The sequence below is a fragment of the Dysgonomonas sp. PF1-14 genome (assembly GCF_029892965.1).
Classification (GTDB): domain Bacteria; phylum Bacteroidota; class Bacteroidia; order Bacteroidales; family Dysgonomonadaceae; genus Dysgonomonas.
The window spans coordinates 1-21,849 of record NZ_JARXWN010000028.1 but is presented as its reverse complement, the minus strand read 5'-3'; the positions used below and the strand labels follow the sequence as shown (position 1 = coordinate 21,849).

Genomic DNA, 21,849 nt, shown 5'->3' with positions numbered 1-21,849 from the left:
ACCCCTAGCTTTTCGCAGCTTATCACGTCCTTCATCGCCTCTGAGAGCCTAGGCATCCCCCATGTGCCCTTTATTACTTTCTTTATTCTTTTACGCATTATATATAATATGATACGTGGGTTTGATAGTCTATATAAAAATAAACTAACTTCACTTGCTCTTTTTTTTACATCATGTCAAAGATCGTTTGTTTAATTATTAATTATGAATTATTAATTATGAATCTGATTGGATTCATCAGTCATCAGTCATAAGTCTTAATTAAATCAAGTGGAGAATAACGGATTCGAACCGTTGACCAAAGTCTCCTCAGAATTACCTTCCTAGACTATACTCCTAAAATCCGTAGCGATTCTGCAACAATACAGCACTCTGTATCCTAAAATCAAATCGCTTTTCCCGAATGCGGATGCAAAGGTAGTATTTTAAAAACAAATTCCAAACTTTTTTATCGGGTATTTTTCTTGTTTATTACTCCCTGCCTGATTTACAAAAACATAAAGACACAAAAAATGAAAGATCAAGTATAGATACAAATTATTATTGTTAGAGGTTTTCATATTTTTATTGGTAACAAGCGGAGTTTACATTATTTTTCAGGTTAAAATCAGGAAATGTCGTAGTCAGACACAACTCAAATGGTATGCTAAAAAAGCACATATCATACTTAGAGCCTGTTTAGATTTTACCAAAATATTTTGTTATCGTTCTTTTTTCGTTCATTTTCAGTCTCTTTTTGTCCGATTTTCCCCTTTCTTCAGCTTGAATAGCCCGCTATTCGCGCTTTAGATAAGAAAAAATCATTCCAAAAATAGTTCTGAAAACCTAAACGAATAAAATTTAAACAGACTCTTAGTTGTTTTCTATTGTCAACACTATATCCTCAACCTTGAAGAACTGTCCGGATAACTTCCCATCTTTTTCCAGCAAGTAGAATGAAGGTGTACCGATAACATTGTAATTGGAGAAGTTTACCCCTTCAAAGCCTTCGAAATCGCACAACTTGTCTTTCCACAAGAAGTCCTTGATACCATTTTCGTACTTCTCCCTGTCCTTATCGGCAGCTATGGACACCACCCGAATACCTTTATCCTTCAGTTTGGGATAAACTGTTACCAAGCGGAACATCTCATTGACACAGTTGCCGCAATCCGAATCGTAGAAAGCAAGCAAAGTCTTCGTATAGGGTGTATCAGCCTCTGCTAATCCGACAAGTGCCGGCATAGTTTTACTGTTTCGGGCGCGGTATGCGCCTAAGGCGCGTTGAAGGTTGCGGTGGTCGGGAATATACTGCGGATGCAGTCCTGCGAGGATGCCATCCTGTGCCTCTTGCCAGCCAAAGCGTTCGGTTTCGGTGACACAACCCGCAAGGAAGGCCTCATAAGAGGAAGCCGGGAGGCGTTGCGAAATTTTGAGTACCGATGCCGCATACTGCTGTTGCTTGTCCGTTCCTGCCGTATGGTTGAACAGACTCAGGTAGAAGTTGAGCACACTGCCCCATAGTTGTCCCGAATGATAGAGCGAGGTTATGTCCACCGATTCTTCCATCTCCTGCCGTATCGCTTTAGCTCCTTCGCTGTCACGTTTCTGCTCGGTGTCGAACAGGCGGTTCATAAAGTCTGCCAGACGGTAATAGCGGGCTGCATAGAGCTCAGATGAAGCAATCTCCTTATCCAGAGCCTGCATAGAAGCATTGACCTTAATGAGTTCGGGTGGAATGGCAGACAAAAGGGGAGAATTGGCATCGAGCAGTTCGCTGCCCGCCTGTAACCATGCCTGCTGCTGCATAGAGCGGCTTTGGGCGGTAAAGATATGCTTGAGAAAATTGTTTTCTTTAGATTGGGCAAAGCCGACTGTCTGGGTATTCAGTTCGTTGTCGGCACATTCGACTATGACGGTAGGTTCTGCAACCACCAGTTCCACGCCGCCTGCACCGGGAACTATCAGTGCCGCCATACCCCTGTAATTGCCCGAAGGGATATCAAAGCTAGCCTTACCCGAACTGTCTACCACCGACAACAGCGAATCGCCGGTTGCTCCGGTATAATAATACAACTTGGCTTCCTTGCCTGCCAATGGTGGTGATTGCAATTGCACCTGCTGGGCGTTCAGCATAAATGGAAAGAAAAACACCAAGACGCCAACGCATAAATATTTTAATTTATACATAAATATTTTAATTTAATTCACCTCCCTCCCCCTCTCTGCAGAAGGGGCTTATTTCTTGTTCCCGCAGGCAGGTATCAGCCGCCTGCGGGTGATGCACAATGTGCACCGGTTGATTATTTATTAATTGTCTTAAAAAGTCTTCACACAACGAGTATAGTAGTTGCCCGCCCTATCGAACCTGTACGCAAAGTGGAAAGCATAGTCCCAAGTCCATTTGACGGTACTACTAGACTCATTACTACTCCAGTAGAAGTTAGAATGCAGGTTGACAGTACCCGGTGCGGAAATATCTTGGGTAGAGAGTGTAGAGTGGATACTTTGCAGTGCACCCAACTCGACAATAGTAGGAACTCTCCAACCCATACTGCGGTGTTCGGCATCGATGTAGCTGTTTGCTCCCTGATAGCCATTAGCGCATCCGCCCTTAACCGGAGCCCATATTTGAAGAGCAGACGTACCACTCGAATTCAACACATCGGTCTTATAGAAGCAAACATCCTTACCCGTGGCTTTAAACTTAGGGGATATCTGTGAGAAAGTCTGCTCACGCGTTGCATAACTCAGATAACCTTTTGCATCCAGAGCAGACGGTAACACCGTATATTCTCCACCTACAGCCATATATCCCGGGCATTTGTAGATTGTAACCACAACTATGCAGGTTTGGTTGGCAATAGTATAAGAGACATCAATGTTGTCTTTAACACTCGTCGCAGTAGGCGTACCGGTTACTTTTATATTTATCGTTCCCGTTCCTTCATTAAGTGTCTGGGCACCGTTGGCCACTATTGTAAGCCCATTGGTAGCTGTTCCCAGTGGCTGATTGTCAGTCAGCACAATACTGCCTCCTTTCATGCCCGAGTAAGGTATGCTGAAAGTGTTGTCTTTAGTGACTTTCACTCCACTAATCACGCTCATACTGGCTGTTCCGCAACTTAGGTTAATAGTAGGGCCTCCACACAGACTTATCCACTGCGCACCGTTCCACGTTTCCATACAGTCGGTCGTCATATTGAAGATGGTGAGCCCTAGCGCCAGTCCCGTTTTTTCTGCTTGGAATTCGTCTGAATCTTCGAGTGTCTGTCGCTCTTCGGCAGTGAGTTGCGGCAGGCGCAGGCCTCCCTTTTCGTTCGACAATATCTCCAGTACGGAGAAGTCCTGTGGAGGGGTATCTCCACCAACGGTTACCTGTGCCTGAACAGGCAGCCCTGCCGCAAGAAGTAATATAATTGATATTAATATTTTTTTCATAATTTGTTTAGTTATACTTTCTTTACTATTCTTAGCTGTATAATCATTATTCTGCCACACAACGTATTGGACGGTGCATACCGTTGTTTCCTGAATTATTAAGGTAATAAACTTTATCATTCGTTCCAACTAACCACCAATGGCCTCCGGTTGATGATGAAGCAGTTGAGGTGTGTAAGTCTACTCCGGCTGCCTGAGGATAGTTCGCATTGAATAGGTACCCAGAGTTTGGAAAAAACAACGCAGACCCTACACGGTATCCGGATACCGAATTCAACTCTATTGTTCCTACTTTGGTCCACTTGTTAGAAGTTGCTTTAGCAGGTTCATTAGAGCTAATATTATCCAAAGTGAAAAGTGACCTTATTTGGCTTGCGCTTGGTATCTTCCAACCCGATGGGCATGGATCGTTAGGCCCCTTAGGGGGATTAAGCGAATTATTCCATATTTGATCGAGTGTATAATCCTTACCGTCGCCCCAACCAGCTTTATTGGCTGTATGATACTTCTCATAAGTGACTGTCTTTCGCCCCCAAGCGTAGTAACTGCCTATCAGAGCAGCATTTGCTACTAACGGAGAGACTGTCATGTTTGCTCCTAGATTATAGCACTGGAACTGTAACCAGGCAGGATCACCTCCTGTCGATGGAATTGTTCTTATCTCACTGGTATATGCCCCACACCCTACACTGACACGCACATAAAGTTGCTGACCGATTACAGTAACCGGTATGTCGAACGCTTTACCTGCCATGGTTCTTGCCGGGCTACCCGAAACACGAACAGACAATCGCCCCTCGCCGTTAGCCAATGTTCCGGCAGGAATAGTGACAGTGATGCCGTTTACGGTAGTAGATACTGCGCTGAATGCTCTTCCGTCACCACCCGTATAACGGAATACTCCTGCTACCCTTGTCGGATGTGAAACTCCGGTTCCACGGGTTTTGTTATCTTCGGTACCATTAATAAAGATTCCGCTCGTATTCAGTGAGGTTGTACCTGAGTCTACATTATAAATAGGTGAGAATACAGGCATGCTTACCGTTACCATACTCCTTGTAGATGATGTACAACCTGAAGATGTGTTGCGTGATTCGGCGTAATAATAATATGTCCCTGCCGCAAGTCCGCCTGTCACCGTGTATGAGTTTCCTGTGGCGACTGCCGTTCCGCCCGTAGCTTCCGTGTACCAAACAATTTCGCACCCTGTTGGCGGTGTAGCCAACAATGTGAATGAGGTGTTCGCTACTGCTTGTACCGAAGCTGTTACCGATGGTGCTGACGGCAATGCATTCACAGCCACATAGGTTGCCATACTTGTCCAGGTCGAGCACTCATTTATGGCCTTCACTGCGTAGATATGTATGCCTGCCGTACTGTTTATTGCAGCAGGTACAGCGTAAGTGTTTTCGGTTGTGGTGCTTACCAGCAAATTGTCTTTATACCATTCGTAAGATACTGCACTACCGCCCGATGTGGTTGCCGTCAGGGTAATAGTAGAGGCATCACCTTGGCAGATGACTGTGGAACCACTAATTCTTACATCGGTAATAGGCTCACAAACTTCTTCTCTACACATGCTTATCCATTGCTCACCGTTCCAGGTTTCCATACAGTGGTTGGTAGTGTTAAAGATGGTAAGACCTTTGGCTTTGCCATCAATCTCAGCTTTAAAGGCATCCGAGTCTTCGAGAATTTGCCGTTGCTCGGCAGTGAGTTGTGGCAGGCGCAGCCCTCTTTTTTCGTTCGATAGTACCTCCAGTATGGAGAATTCCTGCGGAGGGGTATTGCCCCCTACGGTGACCTGAGCCTGTAGCATAGGTGCTAAAACCAACAGGAGCATTAACCACCATTTGTTAAATCGTTCTATTTTGGTTGTCATATTTTTGATTTTATTTTTATACAATTAATTGGCTACACATCTTACAGAATTACCTTGCGGTGAGAAAGCCCCGTATCGGGCAGGATAACCATTGGATTGAAGCCTTATAGCCTTTCCGCCAACAGCAGCAGAAGTGTTAGACGAATTATAAGCCTCAGAAGACCAATAATAGTGCTCTGAGGAATTAAGGGTGCCATCTACCGAACGTATGCCGGCTTTCGGAAGATAAAGAGCTTCACCAAACATATAGCTATCACTAGCATCCTTTCCGTCAGAAAATCTCTCAAGAGAAAACCATTGCGCTTGACTTGGAACTTTCCAACCGACAGGACAGGGGTCACTTAGACCTTTTTGCATATTGAAATTTTCTGTACCATCTCCCCAACGTATGGTGTTGTTTGCAGTTTCTGAATACCAATCGGGGTGGTTTTCCGGACGTCTGGGATTGAAAGTTATAAAATTGGAGTGGTTGGGGATGATCGATGCCGACTTTATATCAGTAGTTGTACTGGTACGCAACTGATGCCCGTCGGTTCGCCGTCCCCACTGATAGAGATAGCCTAAAGTGCCTCCGCTACCGTCGGCATTGCCCGTTATATACTGAAAAGGGTTTGATAAGTTGGTATTTGCCCCCAGATTGAAGCACTGAAATTGCAGCCATGCCAGGTCGCCGTCCAGTGAAGGTATAGTTTTGGCTTTGGTGTATGCACCACATCCTGCGTTCACACGCACATAGAGTTGGTGTTTTACTCCCGATATGATTACGGTGACAGGTATGTCGAAGGCTTTTCCGGCATAGTCAGGCGAAACTTTTCCTTCTACACTTACTGTCAGTTCGCCGCTGCCATTGACCAATATTGTAGGAGGAATAGTTACTTTCACTCCACTATTGTCATCAGTATAGTCTAGTCCCGGATACGATTGTTCTACCCCGTTGGTATAGCGGAATACCCCGACAGCCATACTGCTGTGGACAACATCGGTGCCCCGTTTCTTATCATCGCCTGTGCCTTTAACAAACACACCTTTAAGATTTAATTCGGTGGTTCCGGAGTTTACATTGTAATTGGGGCTGAACTTCAACTGCGCACACATGCTTATCCATTCTGCGCCGTTCCATGTTTCCACACAGTTGGTGGTAGTGTTAAAGATGGTGAGCCCTTTGGCTTTGCCGGTTTTTGCCAGAATAAAGGCATCCGAACCTTCGAGTTGCTGCCGTTGTGCTGTTGTCAACTGAGGCAGGCGCATACCACCTGTACCCTCGGGTGATACAATTTCCAGTGCTGAGAACTCTTTCGGTTCAGTAAGGTCTCCGATGGTGACCTGAGCCTTCATCCCCGAAAAGAATAGTAGCAAGGCCAGCATAAAGGTAATCGGCCTTGTTCTGGCCTTGCAGTTACATCTGTTTTGTGTCTTGGTTGTTTTCATAAAAAATTAGTATTGAACCCCTACTCACGCCCAAATAGGAAGCAAGCGGGGCAAGTTGATATAATTTAATAATTTAAAGTGTGCATATTCTGGTTTTGGTTTTTCATCACCTACAACTGTTCGTGGTATAAGAAAGCAACTGTCCGGAGAGGAATCAGAGAACAGAAATGGGGTATGTAGTATCCGGACAGGTTGCTTTGAAATGTACTTGTAAAGTCTGAAGGTTTTTCTTAAATGACACATATTAGCTGATAAGTCCCGTCCCCATCGTCGGGCCTTATCCTTTACCCAGTAGTTGCCGCAAGAAACAACAGTCCGGGGAATGCTTTTGCCCCGGACAGGCTTGAACATATATAATCGAAGTGCGAAGGTTGGACTCCCATGCGCCTTGCCTTTCGGCAGGCTTTTCTTTCTCCCGCCTGCGCAAGGAAAGCAAAAAGGAGTGTTTTCTACGGGGAGGTACCGCCTTACTACTCTCACGAGCGGCAGCCGGTTTAATGAAGACAAATAAGACAACATTATTGATAAAGACAAACAAAACAATAATATACTCTCCCTCCCCGGAAGTTTTATTTCTTTGGCAGTAGCCGCAGTATCGGCCTTGCTTATTTCTATGCATTGGTATTGGCGGAAACTCTCCGTCGGCAGTTCTCTTTTATAGTGTAATTCTTTTTTGCTAAACAGATTTGTGTTCATCGTTTTTTTCAGTCTTTACCTTGTCTTTTTGTGTCCGTCACTTTCTAAGTGACAGGTAGATGAAATAAGTGCCCGAAATCTCCTGATTAGAGAGGAGATAAACAGATGCAAAAGAGAGATAGGAACGATTTGTACAACATTTGTCAAACATTCCGGATATGAAACCGTATATAACTAATAAACAAGTATTAAAACAGTAACAAGCATGGCAGAATTACTATATGCCGGAGAACACTTGGATTGTCCTAACTATGACAACCGACAACGTCCGTCCATAGAAGAGATTTTTTACAGGCAGGGCGACAGCTGTGAGGTACAGCCCTGGGTCAATAAACTGATTTTTGTATCGGAGGGAGAGCTCGAATGCTCTGCCGCCCTGACTGGCTATTACCCTATCCACAGCGGGCAGATACTTTTTCTACCGGCCAATCGGAGCCTGTCGTGCAGTATTGTAAAAGACACGCATATAACGATCATACGCCTATATGAAAAAATACAACTCTGTGATTGTTTTCGGCTCGAAGACCTGAAAACCAGCACATATAAGAGTAAGGGGCTGCATAATGACATAGGTGCAAGCCAAGAGGAAGGAAAGGGCATATCGCAGAAGGATTGCCCTTACCTACTCAACGTGAATCCGGTAATGGAGCGCTATCTGGAACTACTCAACCTATGCTACAGGGCAGGGCTCAGGTGCAGATACTACAATGAGGGTAAAGTGCGCGAACTGATGTTTATCCTGCGGGCATTTTATTCCAAAGAGCAGCTGGCACGCTTCTTTGCCACAGCTCTGACCACTGATACCTACTTCTCACAATTCGTGATGAGTAATTATACCCGCTACAACAACCTGACCGACCTGGCACAGGCCATGGGATATACGGTTTCCGGATTTGAGAAAAAATTCCGAAAGGTATTCCAATGTGCTCCTTATGCATGGATGCGCCGTCAACGGGCACGGGAAGCCTATCATTGTATCAAAACAAGTGATTTGAGTCTCAAGCAGATAGGTATGATATTTGGTTTTAGTTCACACCCGGCATTTATTAAATTTATCAGACAGAATTTTGGGCAAACACCTGGTCAGATCAGAAAAAAAATAACAATGGCGGAAATGGATAGAATTTAGATTTAAATAAACACCCCCTTGTAAGGGAAAAATAGTATAAATTTGTCGGCAACAAAATAAGGCTGTTTTACTGTTGGTATCTGTCACTTAGAAAGTGACGGACTTTTTTTGAAGTTTAACCATTCAGTTACAAAAGTAGAAAAAATCCCGAACACAGCCTACTATCAATCAATACTTTAACATTTTTACGAGTTCTCCAATTCTGAGATTCCGGCTGTAAAATTCCGATATAAAACATTTATAATAAACAATATATAAACAGTAAATCTTTCACAGACTATATCGTTTTTTTAACATTTATAGCAGGGCTTGCACGTGAGCGAACGGCGGCATATATCATCTCATTGGCCATATCCAGACGCGATCGCTCCAGGCTGGCAAGATAGGTGTACGTCGTCTTCTCATTGGTATGTCCCAAGCCTTCGCTTATAACCCACAGGGGCAGGTTCTCACTCTTGGCGATAGAAGCCCAGCTATGGCGTGAAACGTGGGTCGATAACTTTGTACTGATACCTGCCTTGTGAGCGAGTTCTTTCAGGCGCCTGTTCTGCGTGCGTAGTCCTGTCTCATATTGCAGGCGATCCTTGTCCTCGGTGGTAATGACCGGAAACAGGTAAGGCGAATCGATTACTTCGCGGCGAAAACTATCCAGTATAGACCGTAAGAAGGGGGTAAGCTTGACTTCTATCAATCCTCCTGTCTTTTTACGATAATAGTGAATGACACCATCCCTGATATTGTCTTTGCGAAGGTAGGCCATATCCACGAAGCACATGCCCCGGGCATGAAAACAGAAGGTAAAATACCGCCAGGCGGTGTACATCTTCTCTTCCTGCAGATTGCAAGGAGAAGTTCCCCTTGTCAGGTAGCAGTGATAGGGAAGTTCCAGCAGGTTCTTCATCTGGCAGGTATCCAACGCCCGTTTAGCCGTCTTATGAAAACCAGTAAAGACACCGGTGAAGGGCATCTTGTGTCCCGAGACCAAGTTCTCTTCTACGGCCCTGTTGAAGACTGCACGCAGGTTGCGCATATAGAAGGAGATGGTGTTCGGGCTTTTACCCGAAGCCTTCAGGTAGTCTTCAAAGGCTAGAATAAGTGAAGGGGTAATGTCAGCGAAGCGGATGTCGCGCTTGCCGATAAAACCCAGCAGCTTGTTCATGGACGAACGGTAAGCCCGGGCAGTACGCTCACGACCCGATGACGAGAGCTGGACTGACAGACGGCGGGCATAGTCCACCAGACTGTCCTTATTGTACCGGACTGGACACAGCTGGCTGGCGATTTCCTGGATGCTATAATAAGCACGATCTGAAAATCTTTGGCTGATCTGCCCGAACAGCTCCCGGGTGTGCAGGATGTAACGGGAGGTGTCTTCCAAAATCTGGAGACGGGCAACATCGCTGCTTCCTGTTACCGATTGTGAGTGAGCATCCCATTCTTCGGGATACAGACGATAGGGACTGGCAAGGGTTTTACTCTTGCGTTGATGTACCAGACGCAGGCACAAACGGCCGGGGAAGGTATCCCCACGGCTCGAGGCGCGAAGGTAAAAAATTAGACTCGACATAGTTGTTCTCTTTTTGTAATTAAACGTTTGATTCCTCTCTCAAAAACAAAGATAAAAACTATGTGAAAATCTTCGAAAAAAAAGAGTAAAAATTAGGGATTACCTATACTGAGCCTTGATTTGGCAAATATGAAAACTGAATGTGCTACAGGATAAAACAAGATTATATTTAAAATCAATCGACACTTCGATTTTTTCTATATAAAAAAAGAGGATGTCAGTCTGTAATTCGGAAAGTGCCAGTCTTTCTGTATTCAGACAATCTAAGTAACTATTTAAATTTGATTGACAATCTTATTTTGTATTATTTCAAATATATTTTTTTCTTTTTATTCGCAGGTTTAGCGGGCTAAACCAAGAATAGAATGTAGAAAATAGAGAAGAAAGAATAAAAATAAGAGCCAAAGAATAATCTGAAATAATTATATGAAATATTTTCGGTCAAATTTAAACAGTTACTAAAATAGCGGAATATATTTAACGATGAAATATCCGCCAAAGATCAGCCATATAAACAGTATAAAAGCGAGTAAAAAAGGCTTTGCACCGGCTTCCTTAAATTTTCGCAAATGAGTTTCTATACCAAGGGCAGTCATAGCCATTGTCAGCAAGAAGGTGTCGATATAGTTAATGCCATCTACAACGGATTGAGGTAATAAGTTCAGGGAATTGAAACCGATAACTGCAATAAAGCCGAAAGCAAACCAAGGGATGGTTATTTTGATACCACTTCCTGAATTACCTGTACTTGCTTTCGCACCACGTCCGATTATCAAAGCACAGATTAATAACACCGGAGCCAGGAATATAACCCTTATCATTTTCACGATAATGGCGACTTCAGAGACGCTTTCTCCCATGGCGTTGCCGGCTCCAACTACATGAGCCACTTCGTGTACTGTGGCGCCTGTATAAATTCCCCATTGCTGGGGAGTAAAGTCTACAATACCACTTTTGTACAATAAAGGGTATAGAAACATTGCGATAGTACCAAAAATAACGACTGTGGATACGGCGACTGCCGTTTTGTGAGGTTTGTTATTCAGTACGGGCTCCATCCCCAGAATGGCAGCAGCACCGCAGATAGCACTACCTGTACTGGTAAGCAGGGTTATTTCTTTATCCATTTTCATTATCTTCCCCAGCAATAATCCCAAACACAATGTACCCACTATGATGATAATATCAATCACGATTGCCGAAAGCCCAACCGACATTACATTCTGAAACGTCAGCCGAAAACCATAGAGAATAATAGCTAACCTTAAAAGCTTCTTCGAAGAGAATGTGATTCCGGGCAACCACTCTTCAGGCATGTTCTTTTTCAGGGTATTGCCATAAATCATACCTATAACGATACCAATAATAAGCGGGCTTAGGGATAAATATTTGAAAATGTGAAAATCAGCGATATAAAAAGAAGCACAAGCAAATAGTGCTACGAATAATATACCATGAATGGTATGTACTTTTTTATTTTTCATATTATTCTCGTTTTGTTTGATGCTCCAAATGTATGGTATATTTGCTATATTTGTTTCTTTTTTATTCTTATGGGTCATAAGTATTAATTATAGCCGAACAGCTTCTTTTCTTACATTAGTAGCCATTCAATAAACGACAATTCTTGCCTATGTTTAATTTTAGATTACACGTTTTTCATTCGGTAGCAGTCAACCTGAGTTTTACAAAAGCGGCTAAGGAATTGCATATTACACAGCCTGCCGTAACAAGCAATGTAAAGGAACTGGAAAACTCTTTAGGTATCAGTTTGTTTGACAGGGATCCGAACGGCATATCACTGACCAAAGCCGGAGAAATATTACTGAAATATACCGAGCAGGTTACAGCTGAATATAAAATAATAGAATATGAAATAGGGCTATTGAGAAAATCATTTTCTGGCGAGTTGAAAATAGGGGCAAGCACTACCATCGAACAATATATACTTCCGCCTATACTGGCAAAATTTAATAAGAAATATCCTGAAATTGAAATTTCGTTGTACAACGGTAATACAATGAATGTAGAGAAGGACGTCTTGTCTCATAAAATTGATTTAGGCATAGTGGAAGGAAATATAGGGCGGAAAGAGTTTAAATACGTTCCATTCATGAAAGATGAGATAGTCGCTTTTGCACATACATCCCAACCCATAGCGAAAAAACAACAGCTCGGACTGGAAGAATTGAAGCAGACACCTCTAGTGCTGAGAGAAACCGGTTCCGGAACTTTAGATATTATTACAAATGAGCTGCAAAAGCATCGGATAAAACTAAAAGACATGAATGTGAAGGTATATCTGGGTAGTACCGAGAGCATTAAGAACTTTCTGGCAAATAGCAACTGTATGGGGCTTGTATCTGTATATGCCATAAAGCGGGAAGTTAAGGAGGGTTATTTTCAGATAATCGATATTGATGATTTGGATATCATCCGCACATTCAACTTTATCTCTCCGCAAGGAAAACAAAACGGTTTGGTCAATAAATTCATCGAATTTTGCTTAACTAATAAGGAGTGATGTCCCGGATTTTCAAATCAGTATTACCTTAATTCTCAATGTATCTCTATAGAAAAGTACTGAGAATAACAGCAAAAAAAATAGCGGAAGAGTTTGCTGCTTCAGAAAAAAATAATATTTTTACATCCGCTTGCCAAGAGTGGTTGGTCTGAATAGGAGACTGGTAAAAACCTGTTTTGATTATAGCGCAGCGATCAAAGGTAAATGAGTTTTTTACTTTGATTACATTACCTTAAAAAAGAATACAATCGGGGGATTAGCTCAGCTGGCTAGAGCACCTGCCTTGCACGCAGGGGGTCAACGGTTCGAATCCGTTATTCTCCACTTGTGTACTATGACAAAAAGAGACAAAAAGAGACAAAAAGAGACAAAAGGAGGTGTCTCATAATTGAGATGCCTTTTTTTATGCTCCCAATCTCATCGTGTATGATTCTGTATTTTCTCCTTGTTTATTAGAAAATACCAGGCACAAAAATTGGATAAATGAGAAAAATAGGTGTTTTGACAGTTTTTTCGTCCATTTTCTTAGGTTGTGGGCAATAGCTATCAGGGTAAACTCTATATTTACCTTCTGCAATCCTCTTAATCTAAACCTGTTGAACTGATGATTGTGTTTTATCTGAGCAAATACCGCTTCGGGTTCTATACATCGTTTTCCTCTGTGATAAATTCCCTGTTCTGATATTAAGCGTTCTCTAGCTTTCTTCCTATAGTCACCAAGTTTGTAGTTGACTTCTATAATTCGGTTATTCTTTGATTTGTGGCATAAGCCCCTAAGAGGGCAATCATTGCAATTTTGAGCCTGATAGCGGGTCACAGTGGAGATATAGCCTAAGTCTGATTTGCTTTTCTTTTGCCCGATATTGATTAGTCTCTGTCCCATCGTACAGATGAAAAAGTCTTGGTCTTTGTTGTAGAATAGGTTTTGCACTGCAAAAGCATCTTTTTTCCATGCCCGTTTCTGTTCTTTATGAAAGTAGTTGTACTTAACAAATGCTTCTATATGGTTATCTTCCATAAACTCATAGTTCTGCTCACTTCCATATCCGGCATCGGCTACTATTATTCTGGACTGTTTGTGGTAAGAATTTTCAAAGTCTAGTAAAAAGGATGGTAAAGTAGCAGTATCTCCGGCTCGTTGGTAAATCCCAAGATTGGTAATAAACTGTTCTTGGGTGGCTATCTGTACATTGTAAGCAGGTTTTAGTTGACCGTTTTTCATATGGTCTTCCTTCATGCGCATGAAAGTGGCAGACTCATCAGTTTTACTGTAAGAGTTACGGGTTCCTAGTTTGTCTAATTGATTTTCATACTTCTCTAAACGAGGTAGATAATCCTCCTGAAGCTGCCGGATCTGTTTACGCTCTATCTTACCCATCTTGTCCAAACGGGTATTTAACTCCTTGACTTTGGAACGAAGTAAGTCACTATCGATGGGCTTTGGGGTATCACCTATACATTCTGCCTGCTTATCTTGTTCGATATGCTTATCAACTAAAGATAAGACTGAACGGATCTTATCTTCAAGTTTGGTCTTGTGTTTTTCCACACTGCCACGCCAAACGAAGGTATAGCCATTGGAAGCTGATTCAATCTTGGTGCCATCGATATACTGGACATCCAAACTTACATAACCGGATTGCTGTAATACCAGCACAATCTGAGTGAATAACTCTTTTATATCTTCTTTTAGACCTTCGCCCCGAAAGCGGTTGATGGTACGAAAGTCGGGAGTACTATTACCCGAGAGCCACATGAAATAAATGTTTTCTTGTAAAGCCTTGGCTATCTTACGGCAGGAATAAATATTACACAGGTAAGCATAGAACAAGACCTTGACTAACATACGCGGATGGTAAGAGCTGGCTCCTCTCTTATGGTAACTGGAAAATAGTTTCTCGAGATTTAACTGATCAACAACCTCATTGACAAGCAAAACAGGGTGATTCTCGGGGATGCGTTCTAATATATGGGAAGGAAACAGAACGCTTTGATTGGAATTTAGTTCTTTAAATCGTATCTTCATAACGTGTTGTATAGCAACGTTAAGATACCTAATTTTAACGAATAACACAAAAAAATAAGAGGCTGATCCAATTATGGGACAGCCTCGTTTGCAATAAAATTATAATATTAGCTAATCTTTAGCTACTATATATTTATTTTGTATTATTCTGCCTGATATAAAACATACGACAGAAATTACAGCAAAAGTAATAATGAGAAGGGGACTTGAATTTAGCATTTCCGACTCATCTATATAAGCTAAAATATAGAATGGAGTCATTATAGCAAATAATTTAGCTATTATATTCAAAAATTTAGATAGCATGAATGTTTTATATAATTTCCAATTATTAGCTGCTGTTTCAGGCTCATATTCTTCCTTAAAGTACATCGCCTTTTTTTTGTAATAATGCGAGGAAGCACTATACCCTACATATAATGCAACAACAGCCCATATAGGAAAAAACATAAGCATTTCATTTTCCGATGATGTCCACCATGATAAGCCAAACCTTAAAGAAAATGCGATAAATGCTACAATTAAAAATCCAATAGCTCCGAGCAACCCATTAATTATATTTCTCTTTTGCATAATATTACAATTTTATATTAAATAAACAAAAACACAATTATTCAGTTTCAATCTCAAAGGCTTCCTGAGCTTCTTTTAATTTTGTTGAAGGAGGAACAATCCAATCGTCAATTTCTGCTATTGCATATTCTTCTCTAACATCTTCTGTAAGATTTACGGCTATTTCTTCTGAACCTTTCTGATTAAGAGCAGTTAAACAAGATGCAGCAATTCCAGCACAACCACCTATTGCAAAGTTACCACCAGAGGCTATTGTTCCATACCATCCCCACCAACAATCGGAAAAAATTACTTGTTTTTGTTTAAACGAAAATTTAGTTTGTTGTTTACCTGTCAAAAGTACCATCCAGTTATCATAGTTAGCATCCCAATACTCACTGGATGACTGCATAGTGCTTACAAAGGCACAAAGTCCCTCTTTCTGTTCTTTTGTCAGTAAATTATCACTTACGATTTCATCCATAAGTTCTTCGTTCATACTACCGTTAAATAAAGCCTCATCATTTGAATAGATTTTATCGATGTAATATTTTTCTCGTTCTCCCATCTGACTATTCATATCAGATTTTGTATAACTTTCAAATTCGGCAACAGAATACTCACTTGATTCCAAGTAAGCTTCCAATTCGGCGGTAACTTCTGCTTCCGCTTCGCTATATTCAATTTCAGCATATTCTTCGGCTAATTCCAAAGCTAATTCATTGTAATCTATCTCACTTTCTGATAAAGATTTAGTTTTGGCATAATTTAGCAATTTTGAATAAATAAAATCAAGCCCCTTATTATGATTTTATGCCAAAGTCTTTGCCTGATTCTTGATTAATGTAGATTCAGGAACAACATCATTTCCACTAAAGTTATCTTCATTGGAACAGGTTACAGTGAAAAATACTAAACCCAAAACGGTCAACAATAAGAATCCTATTTTTTTTCATAATCATACATTTTAAATTAAAAACTCTATTTAAAAAATGGGTCAAATGTTATTACAAAAAATTGGACTTAGCTTATTCTTTTTGTTTCTCATACAATGACTATAAAAATAAAAAATATTTATAAAAATAAAAAATGTTTCAGATACAATTTTATTTTAAAATTATATGATTAGTAGTTTTTTTCAAAATTTCCTCCTACAATACTCAGCCATAAGTAAAGCATCCACTATCCCGTCATGTGGCTTTTCCGCACGTTCCGACTTTCGGAAATCTTCGTTCGGGAATAACCTGTTTGCTGCCAGAAGTGATGTAGCTTTTGTGTCGATTGACTTCCCCGATTTGTAAACAGGTTGTACACCTTGCCACATAAGCTTTTGCCATTCCTTCGGTGCAACTTTGGTATAAGGTATTCCCATACCTACAAGCATACCCTCCAAAACACCCAAAGACCATCCAAAATTAAAGGTGGACTTTGCCGAAGCTCCGAATATAGCGTGTACATCTTCTACTGCGAAATGACTATTATTGCTATCAAGTTCTGCTAATATCTTTCGGATTCCTAATAAGTCTATTTGATTCCCGATTGTCGGCATGACTCCTTTATATATCAATTTTTCATCACGAAATATTACAATACCTCCATCTTTCCCTACGTCAAAAGCGGCTCTTATTTTCAAAGTAAAGTTTGTGTTATGGTTTACATAAATGTACTTCATATCCGGCGGTACTGCAAATTGCATCAGTCAGGATTATATATTACATTTATTAGGAGTTCAATTATGTAAAAGCACAAATTATACACTTTTATTAAGTAAAAAACATGTTATGAGTAATAAATCAAGTCAGTTTAAAAACAAAAATGGCAATGCTACCCAGATCGGCAATTATCTCGTTTCATTCGAGAAAGGACGATTCCGATCTGTCAAAATAGCCGCAGTATCAGGTAATTGGAATATTCGGTATAGAGAAGATAATCCCCTTTTTACATTCATTTACGACCTGATAAAAACCGAAGAAGGGCGCAATTATCTTCATGTCTCTATTGCAGCTTATTATATGGTTACTAATGGAGTACCAGATAGTGAGTTTTTTGAGGATATTTATAATGCAAGACAAAGGAGTTTTGACCGCATTAATAAAGCCAATGGGATAGTAAGTGAAGAGGAAGATGATAAAATTCTGAACGAAGAAAAAGAAAAGTATAAAACATTGAATAACAATACAAATGATGCTAAAAACTAAGTACAATGAGGGTGATATAGTCTGGCTTATCAACCTCAAAACAGGGCAGTTAGTACAAAGGGAAATTGCCGGAGTGCGTAGCCAGTCCATTAACAAAGTGCAAAGTACAATCTATTGTTTCATAAAGGATTGGAGTTTAAATAACGAAAATCCGACTCTCGAAGATTGTTTCTGGGTATCGGAGACTAAAGTACATGATACAAAACAGAAACTTATTGAAAGTTTTTAATTTTTTGAACCCTTTTGCGGATCGTCATATGAAGCGGGGTGCTAAAGACTTTTTCATTTCTTTTTGGGTTTAGGGCAACCAACGGTCCCAGAAATATATCAGTTATCTACTTTGAGGATATTCCCCCTATTATCAAACTCTATATCAAGAGATCTATCTAATTCGACTTCATACCTGTCTGACTTACGTTTTATTTTCAATATCGGTCTGCGAGGATAATTACGGGCTATGAAGTCGATTGCGGGATGTGGCAAAATGTCTATTATGCTCTTGGGCAGAGGTGTATAATCGCTTTCTACCTCTTCCCAGTCTCCATTGTGATCAAATTTGACCTTAATGCCATTGGTATATTTCACTTTACAATCTCCACCCTTTGCCTCATACTTCAGCTTTTCTATTTCGTATTTACTAAAATGCTTATCCAGAAAAACCTGTATCTTTCGCGGAACTTTTTCCTGATATATCACTGATGAATAAGCACATACATTCAACGAGCAATAAAAAAACAACAAAAAAGACACCCAATATAATTTCATCACTGACTATTTTAGTTAACAATAGTAGAAGATCAATTGTCCGATGATTTCTCTACTATTGTTATCTGTTAAGCATTCTATAACAATATTGAAATATACATTAATCATTCTGATTATTTTGATACCATTTAAGATTTATCACGCCTAAGCCGCTGTTTGCACTGATCTTATAACCACCTCCATTAAGAGCTCCTTCTACTTTTGTACGGATATTTGTTCCTTTAAAGTTAGAACTATTTAATATGTGTGCATTCACATTGGAAGATGACGATAGAGACAATGTTGCTTTTGTGCTTTGAGGCAGGGAAAAGAGGATGTTACCTTTTGCCAACCTAGCTTCGATACTCTGCGATGCCGGAGTATTTATTATACCTATATACCCGGTTTCGGACGTGAGAGCAAAATTCTTACCGAATGAATCAATATATTTTATTGTTCCCGATATAGAGGAGGCTGTATGTTGATTTCCACATACATTTTTAGCAATGATACTTCCCCGTCCGATACTCAATTTAGTAGAGATATTCTGCGGTGTAAATAATTTAATTGAGATTCTCAGCTTATGATAATCTGCACCATGAGCAATCCCGTCTTTTTCCATTATATTAGCTACTATCTCAGTGTCATTCACATAAGATTCTACTACATAATATTTCTCCAATATATTTTTTATCTGTTCATCGCTCAATCTGTAATTGTCATCATCGTCAGGTTTGGCATATATATAAACTGCCGATTGATCTTTATATCCTCCTAATACGGAAATATGTCCATTCTGAGTCGTGGAAACAGTGACCAGTTTGATTTTATTATCCGACAAAGAGAATGTTTTTATTTGCTGAATCGAGTCTCCAAGAAAGGCAGCACCGGTAGGTAATACCAAAACATCTGATGAAGACGGCCCTTCAATAACATCTTCTACATCGTCAGGAACAAAACTGACTTCATTATCATCACTACACCCCGCTAGAGTGCCGGAAAATAAAATAATGGCTGAAACGGCCATATAATACATAACTTTTTTCATAATCTTTTAATTTGAATATTAATCGTACACTAACTCTATTTGTGCTATTGTACGACAAAGCTAGATAGCAAACCTGTAGAAAATCTGTAAAAACAGCAACTGAAAAAGATTAATGAAAAATGATTGTTATTCTGAATATGTCTTCTTCCGGATAGTCATACTCGATAGTATATCCGTTTTTGTCACAGATTGACTTTACAATATTCAGACCTAAGCCTAAAGAGTCTTCTACTTTATTGTGAAAGGTAATCCTATTGAATAAATTATTTGATGTCTCCTGCCCAATTTTACATGTATTGGAGATGATAAGGTTATATTTATCCAAATATATATCGATCCAACCTTCGGCTCGATTGTGCCGGACGGCATTACTTAAAAGGTTGGAAAGCAAGATTTCCGTCAAGCTAGAATTTATATATAGATTACAAGATTCAACATTGGTCTTTACTGCAAGATTCTTTGCTTCGAATAATTCTTCCAGATCACTCAGATATAGCCTGAGTTTCTTGTCAAGCCTGACATCGTCTTTCTGCTCATACTGATCATTATTGATCTTCGTAATCAACAACAAAGACTTATTCAGACGAGACAAACGGGATACTGCCCGAGATATGGCCTCGATAGATCTTTCATTTTCGGCATCCTGCATCAAGGTCGGATTTTGCATCAGTAAGTCCATCTTCGACTTAATTATGGACAGAGGGGTTTGCATTTCGTGCGACGCATCCTCTGTAAAAAGGCGAGAATTTTCATAGTCTGCATTTATTTTATCCACCATCCGCATGATTACGTCGTTTATCTCATCAAATTCTGCAATACCCGGATTATTCAGTTCCAGCACAGTATTTGCCTTCAAATCATATTCATGCAACTTCTGAAGATTATAGTTCAGAGGTTTCCACACATTCCTTTTCAACAAATATTCGACAACATAAGTAAATAAGACGAACAGTATGAGTAATATAAGTAATGATGAGACTATAGCATAAAACAAATCGTTCGAGATTATCGTTGGCTGATTTAACGTTATCAAATGATATTTATCTTTATAAGACACCGTAAAATACAGTTGACGATATGGCGTGAAAATACCGGTTTCTTCGCTGTACATCACCGTATCTCTAAACACTTCCTTCGGAAGCATCTGGAAACTTTCTATTGCCGTCTCCTCTATTCTGGCCGGCTTCAACACCAAAGTCGGAGCCAGTGGCAAAGTGTCATTCTTGATAATATAGTTTTCTATTCTGGCTTTCTGATCCTTCAGCATCTGATCGCTGGAGTAGTGAATAAAGAAACGGAATATCAGAAAATGCGAAATACAACCAACCAGAAGAACAACCAGTATGGATATGAAAAGGTATCTACGTATTAGTTTTATCAGGCTCATTATTCCGAGAATTTATAACCTATACCATATACCGTCCTCACATAGTCTTTACTGCCGTTGTCGATGAGTTTCTTTCTCAGATTCTTTATATGATTATATATAAAGTCGAACGAATCGGCTATAATACTCATATTATCTCCCCACAAATGTTCTGCAATATCATCTTTACTCAACACCCGGTCTTCATTCATCACCAGATATAGCAGTAAATCGAATTCTTTGCGGGTAAGTATTACCTCTTTATCGTTCACAAAAAACCTGCGGGTATCATATTCTATGGTCAGTTCGTTAAATTTCTTCACATTAGCGCCTTTCAGCCCCCGACGCCGGATAATGGACTTTATACGTGCGTTCAGTTCCGAAAGATGAAAGGGCTTGGTCATATAATCATCGGCTCCTATTTCTAATCCTGTAAGTTTATCGTCAAGTGAATTTTGTGCAGAAATAATGATCACTCCCGCGTCTTTGTTCTTAGCCTTCAATTTGCGGATAATATTGAGGCCACTCCCTCCGGGCAAATTTATATCTACAACCACACAGTCATAATCGTACAAATCGATCTTCTCTTCTGCCATTTGGAAGGTTGTCACAGATTCGACCATAAACGATTCTGATAATAAGAATGCCGTTATCGACTCCAACAGATCTACTTCATCTTCTATAATCAACAGATTCATAATAGCTTTTCGGATTGAGAATCACAAATTACTGCATAAAGATAAACAATTAAGCCTGTACAACAGATGTACAGGCACAATAAGTCCATAAATTATCATTATCCCTTAATAACCCTACCTTCGTTATCGAATACCAGACTTCTGTAATATGAATAATGCCTATTCCCTGAAAAGCGAATCTTCACAAAATAGTTCCCGTTATTTTTTCGTTTAGAAACTAGGATTGTATAACCCTCATAGTTTTCTTTAAGGTACTTAGTTATCGCTTTGGGCAATTCTTTTGGGGAAATATTTCCTTTATGATAGGTTTGTCCATGTTTCCCTCCGCCACCAATTGTACTACTATTTCCGGCTACGCTCACAGCACTTAGACTAAAGGCTATCGCGATTAAAAACATCATTCTTTTCATGTCAATTTATGTTTATATATGATTTATGTTTCAAATATATGACATGATTCTGTAGAAAATTTGTATTTAACGTGAGTTCGATATAAAAATAGTATGTAATCAATTGTTTTCCAAAATATATGATGTAAACTTCGTGCCCTTTGTGGTTTTTCTTTGTGTCC

The 21,849-nt window shown here is 40.2% G+C and carries 19 protein-coding genes, 1 tRNA gene and 1 rRNA gene; 5 read left to right on the top strand and 16 right to left on the bottom strand.

Translation table 11 applies throughout. From position 1 onward, the window contains the following. The 5 genes from M2448_RS19805 to M2448_RS19785 all read right to left on the bottom strand — a co-directional run. Positions 1-83: ribosomal RNA gene (locus M2448_RS19805) — 23S ribosomal RNA — on the bottom strand; the annotation flags it as partial. Positions 84-852: 769 nt separating this feature from the next. Continuing rightward, on the bottom strand, positions 853-2,169 hold the full coding sequence (locus M2448_RS19800; RefSeq protein ID WP_280647885.1) for a thioredoxin family protein: 1,317 nt from the start codon (positions 2,167-2,169) through the stop codon (positions 853-855). 129 nt (positions 2,170-2,298) lie between these two features. Then, positions 2,299-3,420: a hypothetical protein gene (locus M2448_RS19795; RefSeq protein ID WP_280647886.1), complete on the bottom strand. Its 1,122-nt coding sequence runs from the start codon at positions 3,418-3,420 to the stop codon at positions 2,299-2,301. A 46-nt stretch (positions 3,421-3,466) separates the two neighbouring features. Next, on the bottom strand, positions 3,467-5,302 hold the full coding sequence (locus M2448_RS19790; RefSeq protein WP_280647887.1) for a hypothetical protein: 1,836 nt from the start codon (positions 5,300-5,302) through the stop codon (positions 3,467-3,469). A 24-nt stretch (positions 5,303-5,326) separates the two neighbouring features. Then, positions 5,327-6,730: an FISUMP domain-containing protein gene (locus M2448_RS19785; RefSeq protein ID WP_280647888.1), complete on the bottom strand. Its 1,404-nt coding sequence runs from the start codon at positions 6,728-6,730 to the stop codon at positions 5,327-5,329. 901 nt (positions 6,731-7,631) lie between these two features. Here M2448_RS19785 and M2448_RS19780 point away from each other — a divergent pair. After that, positions 7,632-8,555 (top strand): helix-turn-helix transcriptional regulator, encoded by a 924-nt coding sequence (locus tag M2448_RS19780; protein WP_280647889.1) that lies wholly within the window; start codon positions 7,632-7,634, stop codon positions 8,553-8,555. Between the two features lie 277 nt (positions 8,556-8,832). Here the strand turns inward: M2448_RS19780 and M2448_RS19775 are convergent, their stop codons facing one another. Beyond that, complete coding sequence (locus M2448_RS19775) at positions 8,833-10,122, bottom strand: site-specific integrase (protein ID WP_280647890.1); 1,290 nt, start codon at positions 10,120-10,122, stop codon at positions 8,833-8,835. A 458-nt stretch (positions 10,123-10,580) separates the two neighbouring features. Continuing rightward, on the bottom strand, positions 10,581-11,606 hold the full coding sequence (locus tag M2448_RS19770) for a YeiH family protein (protein ID WP_280647891.1): 1,026 nt from the start codon (positions 11,604-11,606) through the stop codon (positions 10,581-10,583). Positions 11,607-11,755: 149 nt separating this feature from the next. Here M2448_RS19770 and M2448_RS19765 point away from each other — a divergent pair, with 149 nt between their 5' ends. Both M2448_RS19765 and M2448_RS19760 read left to right on the top strand, forming a co-directional pair. Beyond that, positions 11,756-12,646: a LysR substrate-binding domain-containing protein gene (locus M2448_RS19765; RefSeq protein WP_280647892.1), complete on the top strand. Its 891-nt coding sequence runs from the start codon at positions 11,756-11,758 to the stop codon at positions 12,644-12,646. Positions 12,647-12,896: 250 nt separating this feature from the next. Then, positions 12,897-12,970 (top strand) — tRNA-Ala (locus M2448_RS19760). Positions 12,971-13,049: 79 nt separating this feature from the next. Here the strand turns inward: M2448_RS19760 and M2448_RS19755 are convergent. From M2448_RS19755 to M2448_RS19740, 4 genes are all read right to left on the bottom strand, one after another. Continuing rightward, positions 13,050-14,672 (bottom strand): IS1182 family transposase, encoded by a 1,623-nt coding sequence (locus M2448_RS19755; protein ID WP_280647893.1) that lies wholly within the window; start codon positions 14,670-14,672, stop codon positions 13,050-13,052. Positions 14,673-14,783: 111 nt separating this feature from the next. Next, complete coding sequence (locus tag M2448_RS19750) at positions 14,784-15,245, bottom strand: hypothetical protein (protein ID WP_280647894.1); 462 nt, start codon at positions 15,243-15,245, stop codon at positions 14,784-14,786. A gap of 37 nt (positions 15,246-15,282) precedes the next feature. Then, positions 15,283-15,999: a hypothetical protein gene (locus M2448_RS19745; protein ID WP_280648055.1), complete on the bottom strand. Its 717-nt coding sequence runs from the start codon at positions 15,997-15,999 to the stop codon at positions 15,283-15,285. Positions 16,000-16,362: 363 nt separating this feature from the next. Next, on the bottom strand, positions 16,363-16,920 hold the full coding sequence (locus M2448_RS19740; RefSeq protein ID WP_280647896.1) for a hypothetical protein: 558 nt from the start codon (positions 16,918-16,920) through the stop codon (positions 16,363-16,365). Positions 16,921-17,005: 85 nt separating this feature from the next. Here M2448_RS19740 and M2448_RS19735 point away from each other — a divergent pair, with 85 nt between their 5' ends. Together M2448_RS19735 and M2448_RS19730 are read left to right on the top strand one after the other, a co-directional pair. Beyond that, positions 17,006-17,422 (top strand): hypothetical protein, encoded by a 417-nt coding sequence (locus M2448_RS19735; RefSeq protein ID WP_280647897.1) that lies wholly within the window; start codon positions 17,006-17,008, stop codon positions 17,420-17,422. Next, complete coding sequence (locus tag M2448_RS19730) at positions 17,406-17,651, top strand: hypothetical protein (protein WP_280647898.1); 246 nt, start codon at positions 17,406-17,408, stop codon at positions 17,649-17,651. Before M2448_RS19735 ends, M2448_RS19730 begins: the two co-directional genes overlap by 17 nt. Positions 17,652-17,749: 98 nt before the next feature. Here the strand turns inward: M2448_RS19730 and M2448_RS19725 are convergent, their stop codons facing one another. From M2448_RS19725 to M2448_RS19705, 5 genes are all read right to left on the bottom strand, one after another. Next, the gene (locus M2448_RS19725) at positions 17,750-18,187 is read right to left on the bottom strand and encodes a PepSY-like domain-containing protein (protein WP_280647899.1); all 438 of its coding nucleotides are present in this window, start codon (positions 18,185-18,187) and stop codon (positions 17,750-17,752) included. Positions 18,188-18,287: 100 nt separating this feature from the next. Further along, positions 18,288-19,214 (bottom strand): hypothetical protein, encoded by a 927-nt coding sequence (locus tag M2448_RS19720; protein WP_280647900.1) that lies wholly within the window; start codon positions 19,212-19,214, stop codon positions 18,288-18,290. Positions 19,215-19,323: 109 nt separating this feature from the next. Further along, the gene (locus M2448_RS19715; protein ID WP_280647901.1) at positions 19,324-20,601 is read right to left on the bottom strand and encodes a HAMP domain-containing sensor histidine kinase; all 1,278 of its coding nucleotides are present in this window, start codon (positions 20,599-20,601) and stop codon (positions 19,324-19,326) included. Further along, the gene (locus tag M2448_RS19710) at positions 20,601-21,278 is read right to left on the bottom strand and encodes a response regulator transcription factor (RefSeq protein WP_280647902.1); all 678 of its coding nucleotides are present in this window, start codon (positions 21,276-21,278) and stop codon (positions 20,601-20,603) included. The genes M2448_RS19715 and M2448_RS19710 overlap by 1 nt, the downstream gene beginning before the upstream one ends. A gap of 98 nt (positions 21,279-21,376) precedes the next feature. Further along, on the bottom strand, positions 21,377-21,679 hold the full coding sequence (locus tag M2448_RS19705) for a hypothetical protein (protein ID WP_280647903.1): 303 nt from the start codon (positions 21,677-21,679) through the stop codon (positions 21,377-21,379). Positions 21,680-21,849 lie beyond the last annotated feature (170 nt).